Genomic DNA, 13890 nt, shown 5'->3' with positions numbered 1-13890 from the left:
AAGCCTTTACACCCGCGCGCGCAACCACTGCGCCAGGTCCGTCATGACCCGCAGGCCGACAGGCGACACGGCCGTGAAATGGATACAGGCGTGAATCGCCTCCGGATAGTGGAGGTGTACCACCTCCACGCCGGTCGATGCCACGCGTAGGGCGAGGGCGTGGCCTTCGTCACGCAACGGGTCGTGGCCCATGGTGGCCACCCAGGTGGCGGGAAGCTTCGCCAGGCCGCCTGAGTCCAGCAAGGCAAAGTCAGGGTGCTTGTCCGCATCGGCCTGCTTGCCGAGGTAGCTGGCCATAAACCACTGCATCACGTCCATGGTGAGGAATTTGCCTTCGTTCTCCGGGTAGGATGCGCTGGGCTGGCTGGGGTGCTGCGCCACCGGGTAAATCAGGCCCAGGGCACGAACGGCTTTTGCGTTGACGCGGCGCGATGCCACCAGTGCGAGCTGCGCGCCGGCGCTGTCGCCGGCCACCGCGATGCGGCCGGCATCGCCGCCCAGCGCGACGGCATTCGCGATCACCCAGCGCAAGGCGGCCTCGACGTCGTCGGGCGCAGCGGGGAAGGGATGTTCGGGCGCCAGCCGGTAGTCCACCGCCACGACCAGCATGCCGCTGTGGTGGCACAGCGTGCGGCAGACCTTGTCATGGGTCTCCAGGTCGCCGATCACAAAACCGCCGCCATGCGCGTAGAGCAGCACGGGCCGAGGGCCTGGGGCGTCGGGGCTGTATGCGCGCAGGCGCAGCGGGCCGCTCGGCCCGGGAAAGCTGATGTCCTTCACCTTCCCGATGGCCGGGGCCGGCAAGCCCAGTGTGTCGGCCAGTTCGCGATAAACCTGCCGAGCGACGGCAGGGGGCAGGCTTTCCAGCGGCGGGTTGCCCTGCGCGGCGGCCTGGGCCAGAAAACCGGCTAGCGCGGGGTCCAGGTGAGCCGAGTTGAGCACGGCGGGGATGGAAGATGTGGTCATTGCAGTCCTTGGTTCAAAGTTGCCATACGGGGGCCAGCGCGGAACCGGCTTTGCCGGGCCGCAGGCGCTTCGGGGGTGTCATCTGATCAATTTGCCATCGCGCGCGCGCATGCCGATCTCGACATGGTCCGAGGCGTGGTGTCGTTCCCGGCCGAACGAGAGCCTGAAGCCCCCCAGATCCAGTGCCCCGATGCTTTCAATCGCCTCGCCGAGGCGCTGGCCGTCGGCGCGTGGGCCGGCACGGCGCAGGGCTTCGGTGCAGACGCGCAGGTTCAGGTAGGACTCCAGGCCTTCGAAGGTCATAGCCTCTGGGCCGATGAAATCGTCTGCATCGCGCTCGAGCTCACGCACGATGGGCAGGCGGGCCACCTCGGGATTCGGCACCACACTGGTGTAGCCCACCAGCCGGTTGCGAAACAGCCGTGTCAGCTGCGTCAACCCCGCCGTCGACAAAGTGGCGACGGTGGACGGCACGCTGTCATAGGTTGAGGCCGGAAGCCGCCCCAGCGCATCCAGCACCTCGTTGCCCAGGTTGAGGACCAGGGCCTGCGGCGCGGCCTTGGCCACGTCGCGGAATGCCGCTTCGATGGACGCCAGCCGCGCGTCGGCGGTGATGCGCGTGACCTGCCGGCCGTCGCGTTGCAAGGCTGCCACCAGCGCCTCGGTGCGCGCCGGTTCGGAACCGTCGGCCAGCACCGCGACCCGGGTGACGCCGATGGATGCCAGCTGGCGCACCAGTGCATCGGCCTCTCGCGCATCATCCGGTCGCAGGCTGAAAACATGGCGGACATCGGGAGAACGCAAAGCCGACGCGCCCGACATCGGGCCGACCAGCGGCAGGCGAAGTTCGCGCGTGGCCTGGGCAGCCTCAAGGCAGGCTCGTTCGCCGAGGCAATTGGCAATCAGCACCGCCTTGTGCTGGCTCACCAGGGTGCGCAGATTGGCCGCCACGCGCCGTGGGTCTCCGCCGTCATCCAGCGTCACCAGTTCAACGCGTCGCCCGGCAATTCCGCCCGACGCGTTGACGCGCTCCACATGCGCGCGGGCGCCGGCCAGCACGCGGTTGGCGACCGGAAAGCCCGCACCGGTGAGCGGCAGCGATTGGCCGATGACCAGGGCCTCGGGCGCGGCATGGCTTGCCGCGGCCGCGCCCAGCAGCATCGTCGCGGAAAGAAGAAGTCCGCACGTGCGGCGGGCCAGCGTGTCGCTACGCTGACTCATACCGGCACTCGTGCATCGACCGGCGTGGGCTGGACGACCGCCGGCCGCAGCAGAAAATACCCCAATGCGGGCAGCAGGATGAGCGCCCCCACCATGTTCCACACAAACATGAAGGCCAGCAAAATGCCCATGTCGGCCTGGAATTTGATGGGTGAAAAAGCCCACGTACCTACGGCCAGCGCCAGCGTAATGCCGGTGAGCAGGACCACGCGGCCGGTGAACTGCAGCGCATGGTGATAAGCCTCGGACAGGCTGGCGCCTTCACGCATGCGGGCCAGTGTGATGCTGAGCACATAGAGGGCGTAGTCCACGCCGATGCCCACGCCCAGCGCAATCACCGGCAGCGTGGCAACCTTGACCCCCATGCCCAGGCCCACCATCAGTGCCTCGCACAAGATCGAGGTCAGCACCAGCGGCAGCACCGCCACCACCACGGCGCGCCAGGAGCGGAAGGTGACCCAGCACAGAATCACCACTGCCGCATACACCCACAGCAGCATCTCGCGCATGGCCTTGCCCACCACGATGTTGGTCGCCGCATCAATGCCGGCACTGCCTGCGGCCAGCTTGAAGGCGACATCCTGCGTGTTGTTGGCCACCGCGAAGCGTTCCACATCGGCCACCACGCGCGCGAGCGTCTCGGCCTTGTGGTCCTTCAGGTAAACGTAGAGCGCCAGGAAAGAGCAGCTCTGGTTGAAAAGTTCGCGCGGGGCGCGCGTCTGCACGCCGCCCAAAGCGCCTTCGTTGGGGAGCAGCTCAAACCACTTGAAGTTGCCTTCGTTGTAACCCACCATGGCCAGCTTGGATAGCGCGGCCATCGAGTTGGTGGATTCCACGCCCGGCAATTGCTCTAGCTGCCAGGCCAGCGCGTCCACCTTGGCCAGCGTGCCATAGGCCGTGCATTTATCCGCGGGTGTAGTCACCATCACGGTCAGGATGTCGGCACTCGCTGCGTAGTGGGCAATCTGGTAGGCGTTGTCCTGGTTGTAGCGGGAGCTTGGTCTCAGTTCGGATGCGCCGGGATCGAGGTCGCCGATTTTCAAATGCAGGCTGATGGCATAGCCGCCTGCGGCCATGAGCGCCGCAACAACCACGGCTGCCGTGGCCCAGCGCTTTTGCGTGAAGTGGTCCAGCAAGGCCCACAGCCAAGAACGTTGCGCCCCTTGTGACGCCTCCTGGCGCAGGCTGCGCGCCGCCGCGGCGGGTGCCACACCCACATAAGACAACAGGATGGGCAGCAGTACGAGGTTGGTGAAGATCAAAACCGCCACGCCGATGCTGGCGATCAGGGCCAGGTCCTGGATGACCTTGATCTGGATGATGACCAACACAGCGAAGCCCACGGCATCGCAGAGCAGCGCGGTCAGGCCCGCGACGAACAGGCGCCGGAAGGTGTAGCGCGCTGCCACCACCCGATGTGTGCCGCGCCCTATGTCCTGCATGATGCCGTTCATTTTTTGCGCGCCGTGGCTCATGCCGATGGCGAACACCAGGAAGGGCACCAGAACTGAATAAGGATCAAGCTCATAACCCAGCAGTGCCAGCAGGCCGAACTGCCAGACTACCGCCACCACCGAACACGCCACCACAAGCGCTGTGCTGCGGGCGCAGCGGGTGTAGGCAAACAGCACCGCGGTGGTGATGACGAGAGCCAGCAGGAAGAACAGCAGCACCTGGTGCAGGCCCTCGATCAGGTCGCCGGCCACCTTGGCGAAACCGGTGACACGGATCTGCAGCGCATCGCTGCCATGCTTGGCGCGCAGCACTTCGATCTGGCGTGACAAATCGCCATAGTCCAATGCCTTGCCGGTTTCCGGGTTGCGGTCCAGCAAGGGAACAAACACGATGCTGGACTTGAAGTCGCCCGCCACCAGCTGGCCGATCTCGCCCGAGCGCTCGACGTTGGCGCGCAGCCCGGCCAGGCTGGCGGGTGAACCGTCATAGGCATCGGGGATCACCGGCCCGCCGTCCAGGCCTTCTTCGGTCACGGCCACCCAGCGGGTGTTGGATGTCCACAGCGACTTCATGAAAGGCCGGTCTACGCCGGGCAGCAGAAAGATTTCGTCGTTGATCTTCTGCAGCGCATCGAGGTAGGTCTTGTCGAAGATCGTGCCCTGCCGGGCCTCCACCACCAGCCGCAGCGCATTGGCCTGGCCGCCGAGGTCAGCCTTGTGGGCCAGGTAGTTGACGATGTAGGGGTGGCCCGTCGGGATGGTTTTTTCAAAACTGGCGTTGAGCTGCAGCTTGATGGCCTGCCAGCCCAGCACCAGGGTCAGCAGCGCGCAGACGGCCATGACCCAGGGCCGGTGATTAAAAAAAACTCGCTCGAGCAGCGTGCCCGAGCGCGTGTCGAAATCCTCCAGCCGCCCGACGACGGGCTGGAGATCAGGAGAGGAAGCGGAGGAGGAATCGGCGTGCATAAAGTTTCGCCGCGGGCGGCGCATGTCTCTTCGTTGTTTTTTTCAGTTAACCGGCAGCGCGGGCAAGCGCCGCATGCCGCGCAGGCTTGCCAGTACCAGGCTGCCGTCGGCCGCCAGCGCGACGCCGGAAACCGGAACCGGCTCGCGTGCCGGAATGCGCCGAAGGCTGGTTCCGCTGGCAGCGCCCAACAAGGCATCACCGGTCTGGCTCAGCAGCACAAAACCACCGTCGGGCAAAGCGATGCCGGCGCCCACCGCCATGGGCACGCCGGTGTCGAGCTTGTCCCAGTGCGCGCCTTCGTCCGTCGACCGGTAGGCCGAGCCGCGCAGGCCGTAGGCCACCAGCGCGCCGGCGCGTGTTTGCAGCAGGCCGAAAAAACTGCCCTTGTACGGCGAGGGCAACGCGGTAAAGCTGGCCCCGCCATCCGTGGAGCGCAGCAGCAAGCCTTGCTCGCCGGCGATCACCAGCGTGCGGCCGTGGGCGCGCACGCCATACAGATGCAGGGTTTTCGGGTTGGGCAGCAGCGGCCCCCACGCCGCCCAGGTCTTGCCGCCGTCTTCGGTGGCAAACATCAGGTTGTAGGCCCCGACGGCAAAGCCGCGCTGGGCATCGATAAATTCGAGGTCAAAAAAAGGTTTGTCCGCGCCTTCTTCCATCAGGCGCTCCGCCTGTGCCAAGGCTTGGGTGTCGCCGCTGCGCTGTGCAGCCTGCTTCACCAGCTCGGCCGCCTGAATGCCATCGAGCTGCTTTTCCCAGGTGGCACCGGCGTCAACGCTGCGCAAAATAACGCCCAGATGTCCTGCGGCCCAGCCGGTGCGTTCGTCAGCGAAACACACGGCCGTCAAGGTGGCTTGCACAGGCACCTGCGCCTGCCGCCAGGTGACGCCGTGGTCATCCGACAGCAACACCGTGCCGCGCTCTCCCACCGCCACGAGCCGGTTGCCGGCCCGTGCCACGGCCAGCGTGGCCGCGCCTGAGGCCTTGGGTGTGACCAGCGCAGGCTGTGACAACACGGCGGGCCCGTTGGCAGCCCACGCGGGGAGCGTGGCGGCAGCCGCCCAGCCGAGCAACCCCGCCAGGACTGCCCGCCGCGCAGCACGAGGCTGGGCGGTTCCGGTCATCAGCGAGCGCCTTCGCTGGACAGGGACTCGGCGCTGAAGAAGGAACGCGGAATCGGGGGCTGCACTTCGTACTGCTTGGGAAGCTCGTTGGAAGCCATGTTCAGGTAATAGGCGCCGGTCTGCATGTCATAGCCGCCCCACAGCACGACGTTGGTCACGGCCGGAATGTCCGGTGCCGTCAGCATCAGTGCGTAGTTTGTGCGCCAGAGCTGGCCTTTGGCATCCCAGCCGTCGAACAGCGCGATCTGCCAGGAGTCTTCGTCAATGTAGTACTTGCGCTTGGGCACCACGTGGCGCTTGCCGGCAGCCAGCGTGGCTTCGACTTCCCACACGCGGTGCAGCTCCCAGCGCACCTGCGCGGGGTTCAGCGTGTTGGGCGTCACCAGGTCTTCGATCTTGGCCGAGGCGGCGCGGTTGTTGTTGTAGGGGATGTAGATTTCCTTCTTGCCCACCAGCTTGAATTCGTGTTTGTCGATCGGGCCAAACAGCGTGAAGGCCTCGTCGAACAGACCGATGCCGGAGGTCACCGAGTCGGGTGTGTCATAAGCCACGGAAGGCGCCTTGCGCACGCGGCGCTGGCCCACCAGGTACTGCCACAGGCCGCGCGGCGCGGCATCCGAGACGCCGTCGAGCGCGAGAATGGCTTCGCCCGCCTTGGAGCCCGGCGCGTTGACCACCAGCTTGCCGTACTGGTAATAGCCGTCGAACTTCTCGGCGCTGCCGTCCTTGTCGTAGAAGGCCTGGCGTATGGTCTGCGTGCCGCCGGAGGCCATGGTGCGTTTGCCGTCGGAGGTCACCACCCAAACGCGCATCGGCATCGCGAAGTTTCCGCCGCGCCAGGCCGTGCGCTGGTTCCACATGGCTTCATAGCCGTCTTTGGGAATCGGAAACGGCGTGCCGCCAAAAGCGCCTTCCATGCCGTAGCCGCCTTCAATGGTCTTGGCCCGCGTGGCGTTTTTGAAGGTGTTGTCGTACACCGACTGCGGCGCCGCCGCGGTGCGGTGCGTGGTGTACACGTCGATGCGGAAGTCGGGGTACTTCTTCATTAGAGCCTGCACGCCGTCGGTCAGCTTGTCGGCGTGCTGCGCCATGTTTTTGGCGTTGATCGACAGGATGGGTTTTTCGTTGGGATACAGGTCGGGCCGGGCATCGCCGTTCTTGTAGCCCGGGGTGGCCTTGGCGAGGCCCCCTTCCCACGGCGGAATGGTGCCGTCCTTGTTGCCGGCTTTTTCGGCACCCATGGGCGTCAGCGAGGATTTGAGTTTGGCGGCCTCTTCGGCCGTGACGGCGGCCTGGGCGGACATGGCGCCGGCCAGCAGGGCGGCCACGAGCAATGAGTGTTTTGCGGTCTGCATCATGATGGTTGTCTCTGTAATGTTTTCAGAAGGTGCGGGAAGCGGTGAAGGAAACGAAGTTGCGGTCTTTCAGGGTTTGCCCATAAGACAGCATGCGGGTGGGGGTTCTAGGATCCGTGACGGTCAGGGTGTTCTCCTTGCCGAAGAAGGCGGTGTAGTTCAGGGCAAAGTTCCAGACGTTCTGGTATTTGCCCTTGATGCCTATGCTCACGTCGCCCGCGTTGCTGGCGCCACCGGCAAAGTTGATGACGGCTGCGGAGCGGCCGCCGAAGTTGTAGCCCAGGCCAAGCGGGAGTGACAGGTCCAGGCCGGGCAGCACCTGGAAATACTGCGGCTCAAAGATCATGCGGAACGCCGCGGCGTTCCGCGTTGCGTTCGGATCCAGCCCGCCGAAGCCAACGGCGCTGGGATTTTTGGTCACGCTCATGAGCCGGTTCCAGGCCAGTTCGGCCACCAGGGCGCCGCCGTCCCACAGGCTGGACTTGTTGAGCACGTAAATGCCCGACAGGTTCAGGTGCGCCGTCTTGCCGGTGGCATAGCACGGGTTGGAGGGCGAACCGTCGCAGTTGGCAGGTGGCATGAAAGGTGCGCCGCCCAGCACGGCGGGGTCGCTGGCCAGTGGTGCGTCGGTGCGCACCGAGCCCTCCAACGCCCAGTTGAGCTGTCCTATCGACGACGTGACACTGGCACCAAAAGTCTTGATGCCTTTGGCGTAGACGTTGTGCACATTGCCGTTGATCAGGTCAAACACCGGAACGGCCGGGGTCTTGTCGTTGTAGCGTGCCGCGTACACGCCGAACTCATAGTTGCCGCCGGCCGGCGCCCAACGCAACTGGGCGCCGAACTGGCCGCTGTCACCCGGTTTCTGGTCGCGGCCGCTGTCGGTGGGCAGCACCGGCCCGCCGAGGTAGACACGGCCGCCGCCTATGTAGTCCTGGTTCGAAAAATAGCTGCCGACCCCGGGAATCTTGCTGGGCCGCCACTTGAGCTGGTAGTAGCCGCCCAGCGTCACGCCATCGGCCACCTGCAGCGTGCCGGAAATCTGCTCCACCGGCAGCAGTACTTCCTTGAATTGCCAGTTCGGCACCGAGACGATTTTTGCGATGTCCACCGGGCCTTGCGCGTTGGCAATGCCGTTCTGGCCGAAGAACACGCTCTCGCCATACTGCAGCGCGTGCTTGCCGACGCGTATCGAGGCCGGCATGCTGCCGACAGATCCCTTGCCCCAGACGAAGGCGTCGAGGAATTCGTCGCCGCGGCCATGTTGGTCCCGGGTTGCCGGGACGAACTGGTTGGCCGCCTGGCCGGCGAAATTGCTGACGCCGGCCGTGCCGTCGTTGGCATTGGCGCGCAGGTACTGAGAGTCGTACCAGGCAGAATGGCTGATGCGCAGTCCCCAGTTGCTGCGGCTGTAATCGAACTCCGTCAGCAGGTCGGCGCGGTTGGAGACCAGGCCCTTCTTGAAGTTGAGGTCACCGTCGTTCTCGTTGGTCACGCCGCCGTCGCCGCGGGCGGCCGGCGAGGTGAGAAGCGCGGACGGGTCTTTCAGCCGCCAGGCCAGGCTGTACTTGGGTGTGAAGTCCAGCCGGATTTTGGTGTCGGGGTCGCCGTTGTCCAATTCCAGGGCGTGGGCCGGCAGTGCGCAAGCCAGGCCGCAGGCCAAGGCCAGCGTGGCTGGCCTGAAGGGGGTGAATACCTTGTTCATCGAATGTCTCCTCGTTATGTGTAGTTGTTGCGTGAATGGGGGATGGGTGCCCTCGCACCCGCGGCGTGTCAGCGTTAGATACAGTTAGATATAGGTGGAGGCCAGGCCGCCGTCGACGGGAATGTTGGCGCCGCTGACCCAGCGCGCGGCGTCGCTGCATAGCCAGGCGATGACGGGTGCGATCTCGTCGGCAAAACCGGGGCGCAGCATGCGGTGGGCGTCGGCCTGGACCCGTTCCTGGCCCAGCATCGCGACGAAGTCACCCAGAATGGGCGTGAACACCGGGCCGGGCGCCACGCAGTTCATGCGCACCCCTTTGCCCAGGAACCACTCCTGCGACTGCATGGCGTTCCAGACGATCAGGGCTTCCTTGAAGTACTGGTAGCAGGTGGCTTGCGGCACCGGGTGCCCACTCAGCCATGCGGCGCCGCCTTCAAAGCCCTTCGCTGCCGCCAGCTCCTTGTGCAGGGCCAGCCGCTGCGGCCATTCGGCGCCCAGGATGGATGCCACGTTGACGATGCTGCCGCCGCGTGGCATGCGCGCCAGCACTTTTTCAGTCAGGTGCCGAAGGCCCAGGTAGTTCACGCGGGCCACCAGCTCACCGTCGGCCGTGCCGGGTACGCCGGCGATGTTGCACAGGGCATCGACCTGCGGCGGCAACTGGGCCACTGCGGCATCGATGGCCGTGACGGTGCCGAGGTCGGCCTTGATGAAGCCGTCCAGCGTGAGGCTGGGATCGTTGCGGTCCATGCCGATGACCGTGGCGCCCTGGAAGCGCGCCAGCCTGGCCACCTCGGCGCCGATGCCGGACGAGGTGCCGGTGATGACAATGGTTTTGCCTTGCAGGCTCATAAAGCCTCCCGGGTATGCGGATTCATGAAGGTCTCCTTGAAGTGGTGAGCCAAAAAATCGAAAAATCGAAAAAGTCGCAGCGTTCCGTTCAGAACGGGAACATGGGTGCGGTGTCCTTGACGGTCATCCACTGCCATTGCGTGTATTCCTCCCAGTCGGATGGGCCTCCCACGCTGGTGCCGTTGCCCGCGATGCCGGGGCCGCCGAAGGGGTTGACGCAGTCGTCGTTGACGGTCTGGTCGTTGATGTGGACCATGCCGGCCTTGAGCTGCTGCCCCACCGCCATGGCTCGGCCCACGGAGCGGGATATCACGGCGCAGGCCAGGCTGCCGCTGTTGTTGTTGGCCAGCGCAACCGCTTCCTCGTCACTGCCGAAAGTGACGATGTTGGCCACCGGGCCGAACGTCTCCTCGTCGAACACGCGCATGCCGGGCTTGACGCCGGACAGCACCGTCGGCTTGTAGAACAGGCCGTCATAGCTTCCGCCGGCTTCCAGCTTCGCACCGGCCTTGATGCTGTCCTGCACGATGGCATGCACGCGGTCACGCTGGCGCGCATCGATCAGCGGCCCGAGCGCGACCTGGCCGGTGGCGCCGTCGCCGACCGGCAGGTGCGTGGCCTTGGCGACCAGGCGCTGCAGCAGCGGGGCCGCGATGCTCTGGTGAACGAGGATGCGGTTGGCGGCCATACAGATCTGGCCCTGGTGCAGGTAGGCGGCCCAGGCGGCGTTGCTCGCGGCGATGTCCAGGTCGGCGTCGTCCAGGATGATCAGCGAGTTCGCGCCGCCGAGTTCCAGCGACACCTTTTTAAGGTGCTTGCCCGCGAGCTCGCCGATGCGCCGGCCCACCGCGGGCGAGCCGGTGAAGGCGATCATGGGCACCAGCGGGTCGGTGACCAAAGCTTCGCCGGCCTCGGCGTCGCCGGGCAGCACATGCAGCAAATCCCTGGGCAGGCCCGCTTCCGAAAAAATGCGCGCGATCATCAGGCCGCCGGTTACCGGTGTGCGGGTGTCGGGCTTGATGACCACTGCATTGCCTGCAGCCAGCGCCGGTGCCACCGCGCGCAGCGTCAGGATCAGCGGAAAGTTAAAGGGCGAGATGACACCCACCACGCCGTGCGGCACGCGGCGGGCAATGCTGGTGCGCCCCGGCACGCTGGGCAGCACATGGCCCTGGGGCTGCAAGGGCATGGCGGCGGCCAGGTGGCAGATGGTGATGGCTTCGCGAATCTCATGCTGCCCCTTGGGCAATATGCCGCCGGTCTCACGCGTGGCGTACAGCGCTAGTTCGTCGAAGTGCTGCTGGAACAGCGCGCCGGCGCGGCGGAAGACGTCGGCCCTCTCGCGCGGGGGCAAGGCGGCCCAGGGCTTTTGCGCATTGGCCGCTGCCCGCGTGGCCGCGGCCACGTCCGCCGCATTGGCGATGCCCACCGTGCACATCACCTTGCCGGTTGCGGGCTCGACCACGTCGCGCTTCCCGCCGCCCAGCGGCGCTTGCGCCAGCGCGGAAAAATCCAGAAATGCCATCGCGTCGGATACACCCATTTGCTTTTGTCCTTACGGTTGTTTGATCAGCTCGCCACATCAGCGCGTCGTGCTCCTGTATCGCAATGCATGTACCAGCGCCGCGCGAAAGAGCCCGCTTGTTGCGCTGCGCCCAAAGCTTTTTCACTGGGAAAACGGGGACATACCCTAGGTGTGTTTGCTGCGGTGCAGCACATGGAAACCACCCATGTTTTCTTGATCAAATGGTTATAAAGTTGAATCAAATTTCACCAATTGATCAAATCGAGGAGCAAGGCCATGCGTGTATCCGATCGCATTTCCCTGGCCGAGGTGGCCCGGGCCACCGGGGTAGCGCTGGGCAGCTTCGACAGCGCGTCGGTGGCCAAGGCCATGGGCGGGTTTGCCAGCACGCACATAGGCGGTGACACGCACCCGACGATCGCGGACATCAGCGAATGCCTGTTCTTTTCGCCGGGCGATGGTCGCATCTGGCTGCAAGACCAGCGCATGGTGCTGCTGCATACCGAGGCGCTGGGTTCCATGCGCCGCGAAATGATCGACAGCCTGGGCATCGAGAAGGCCCGCGGCCTGTTCACCCGTGCTGGTTATGTCAGCGGCGCCCGCGATGCCCAGCTGGTGCGCAAGCACTGGCCCGACGCCGATCCGCCGGCTGCCGCCATGGCCGGCACGCGCCTGCATGCGCTCGAGGGCGTGGTGAAGGTCGAGCTGGTCAGCGTGACCTACGACCCCGACACCAGCGGCTATGAGGGTGAATTTATCTGGCACAACTCCAGCGAAGACGACGAGCACATCGCCGCCTACGGCATAGGCGGTTCCCCGGCATGCTGGATGCAGGTGGGTTATGCGACGGGCTACGTCAGCACGCTGTTCGGCCGCCTCATCGTTTTCCGGGAAACCATGTGCCGGTCCATGGGCCAGGCGCAATGCCGGGTGGTCGGCAAGTCCGCCGACAAGTGGGACAACATCGAAGAGGACATGCGCTACCTGAACGCCCGGGAGTTTGTCGACACCGCGGCATACGCGCGCGCCGAAGTGGGCCCGGCCGACCTCGCGCCCAGCGACGTGCCGGCCGGCGACGCGATGGTGGGAGCCTCATCCGCCTTCAACGCGGCCTGCCATCAATTGAGCCGGGTGGCACGCACGACCGCTACCGTGTTGTTCACCGGCGAGTCGGGTGTGGGCAAGGAGAAATTCGCCAGCATGCTGCACAGGATCAGCCCGCGCAAGGACCAGCCTTTCATTGCCGTGAACTGCGCGGCCATCCCGGAAACCCTGATCGAGTCCGAGCTGTTCGGCGTGGAGCGCGGTGCCTACACTGGGGCCAGCCATTCGCGGCCGGGCCGCTTTGAGCGGGCCAGCGGCGGCACCCTGTTCCTGGACGAAATCGGCATGCTGAGTTTTGTGGCACAAGGCAAGCTGCTGCGTGCCCTGCAGGAGGGCGAGGTCGAGCGCGTGGGCGGCACGCGCGGCATTGCGGTCGACGTGCGCGTGGTGGCTGCCACCAATGAGGACTTGCGCCAGGCCGTGCGCGAAGGCCGCTTCCGCGAAGACCTGTTTTTCCGGCTCAATGTGTTCCCCATCCACCTGCCGCCGCTGCGTGAACGGCGCGACGACATTCCCCTGCTGATGAACCATTTCCTGAACCACTACCGGCGCAAGCACGGCTGCAACACCGGCGGCTTCACGCAGGCCTCGGTGCGCACGCTGCTGAACTACGACTTTCCCGGCAACATCCGCGAACTGCAAAACCTGATCGAGCGCGCGGTGATCATGGCCGATGCCGACGGCTTGATCGACGTGCATCACTTATTCACCGGCGGCGAGACCTTGAGCACCGAGGTCATGACCTTGCGGATGCAGGGCAGTTCAGGCACCTTGAATTTCGACGGGGCGCCGGCCGGCGCGCATCCCGTGCCGGCCGGCACCACCGCTTCGCGGCAGACCCTGGAGCAAACCGAGCGCGACATGCTGGAACGCGCCATCTCCGCCTGCCAGGGGAATCTCTCGGCAGCGGCGCGGCGGCTCAACACCACGCGAGCGAAGCTGGCTTACCGCGCCAGAAAACACAGCCTGATTTGAACCGCGTGCGGCGCCGTGGGTCAAGCTGCCGGCGCCAGCGCCCCCAGGTAAGCCCTGACCTTCTCGTCGCGCGCCAGCGTGTCGAAGTCCGGCGCCTCACTGATCGCGCCTTTCTGCACAAAGATGAAACGCTCGCAACATTGCCGCAGGATGTCGACGTGATAAGGCTCGTTGGGATGCAGGCATAAAAACACCAGCCGGCCGTTGGCTTTGAGCTTGGCGAAGAAATCCAGCATGAAGCCGATGTAGCCGTCCTGTGTGTTGAACTGCGGCTCGTCGAACAAATGCACCAGCGGCGAATCGCTCTGCGCATGCGCCAGCATGAAGTCGGGTTTGGTTTTTTGAAACGACCGCACCTGGTAGGACTGGTGGTAGTGGATCGCCAACCGGTCGCGCTCGCGTGTGCGCACCTGGTGGATGTCCTGGCCGTTGACCAGCACGCGGCCCGCGCTCGGCAGGTTGCTGCCGGTGATCAGTTCGAACAGCGTGGTCTTCCCGGAACCGTTGGGGCCCATGACACCAACCACGCAGGGCTTGTGCACCTCGAAATCGGCGTTCAGTGAAAAGGTGGTCGTCTTGCGGAATACGCCGCGCTGGTATTGCTTGGCGACGTTCTCGACGTGTAGTAGTGGATGGCTCATGCGG

10 protein-coding genes are annotated in these 13890 nt (G+C 65.3%); 1 reads left to right on the top strand and 9 read right to left on the bottom strand.

Annotated features, from left to right (window positions below; translation table 11 throughout):
* Positions 1-6: 6 nt before the first annotated feature.
* From AC1D11_RS20650 to AC1D11_RS20615, 8 genes are all read right to left on the bottom strand, one after another.
* Entirely contained in the window at positions 7-966 is a 960-nt protein-coding gene (locus AC1D11_RS20650; protein ID WP_477646980.1) for an alpha/beta hydrolase, read from the bottom strand.
* Between the two features lie 78 nt (positions 967-1044).
* Positions 1045-2187 carry an ABC transporter substrate-binding protein gene (locus tag AC1D11_RS20645; protein WP_477646979.1) on the bottom strand — a complete coding sequence of 381 codons (1143 nt, stop codon included), beginning with the start codon at positions 2185-2187 and terminating at the stop codon, positions 1045-1047.
* Positions 2184-4607, bottom strand: a complete 2424-nt coding sequence (locus AC1D11_RS20640) for an efflux RND transporter permease subunit (protein ID WP_477646978.1) — start codon at positions 4605-4607, stop codon at positions 2184-2186. Before AC1D11_RS20640 ends, AC1D11_RS20645 begins: the two co-directional genes overlap by 4 nt.
* A gap of 42 nt (positions 4608-4649) precedes the next feature.
* Positions 4650-5729, bottom strand: a complete 1080-nt coding sequence (locus tag AC1D11_RS20635; RefSeq protein WP_477646977.1) for a WD40/YVTN/BNR-like repeat-containing protein — start codon at positions 5727-5729, stop codon at positions 4650-4652.
* Positions 5729-7087: a DUF1329 domain-containing protein gene (locus AC1D11_RS20630; RefSeq protein ID WP_477646976.1), complete on the bottom strand. Its 1359-nt coding sequence runs from the start codon at positions 7085-7087 to the stop codon at positions 5729-5731. The genes AC1D11_RS20635 and AC1D11_RS20630 overlap by 1 nt, the downstream gene beginning before the upstream one ends.
* Positions 7088-7109: 22 nt before the next feature.
* A complete protein-coding gene (locus AC1D11_RS20625) occupies positions 7110-8789 on the bottom strand; it encodes a DUF1302 domain-containing protein (RefSeq protein ID WP_477646975.1) in 1680 nt (559 codons plus the stop codon).
* 84 nt (positions 8790-8873) lie between these two features.
* On the bottom strand, positions 8874-9641 hold the full coding sequence (locus AC1D11_RS20620) for a coniferyl-alcohol dehydrogenase (RefSeq protein WP_477646974.1): 768 nt from the start codon (positions 9639-9641) through the stop codon (positions 8874-8876).
* A gap of 88 nt (positions 9642-9729) precedes the next feature.
* The gene (locus tag AC1D11_RS20615) at positions 9730-11184 is read right to left on the bottom strand and encodes a benzaldehyde dehydrogenase (protein WP_477646973.1); all 1455 of its coding nucleotides are present in this window, start codon (positions 11182-11184) and stop codon (positions 9730-9732) included.
* 258 nt (positions 11185-11442) lie between these two features.
* Between AC1D11_RS20615 and AC1D11_RS20610 the strand changes: the two genes are divergently transcribed.
* Complete coding sequence (locus AC1D11_RS20610) at positions 11443-13245, top strand: sigma 54-interacting transcriptional regulator (RefSeq protein WP_477646972.1); 1803 nt, start codon at positions 11443-11445, stop codon at positions 13243-13245.
* A 20-nt stretch (positions 13246-13265) separates the two neighbouring features.
* Here AC1D11_RS20610 and AC1D11_RS20605 read toward each other — a convergent pair whose 3' ends face one another.
* The gene (locus AC1D11_RS20605; protein ID WP_477646971.1) at positions 13266-13886 is read right to left on the bottom strand and encodes an ATP-binding cassette domain-containing protein; all 621 of its coding nucleotides are present in this window, start codon (positions 13884-13886) and stop codon (positions 13266-13268) included.
* Positions 13887-13890 lie beyond the last annotated feature (4 nt).

This window comes from Polaromonas sp. P1_E11, assembly GCF_056405995.1.
The sequence above is the reverse complement of the archived record's forward strand: the minus strand, read 5'-3'. Positions and strand labels throughout refer to the sequence as shown.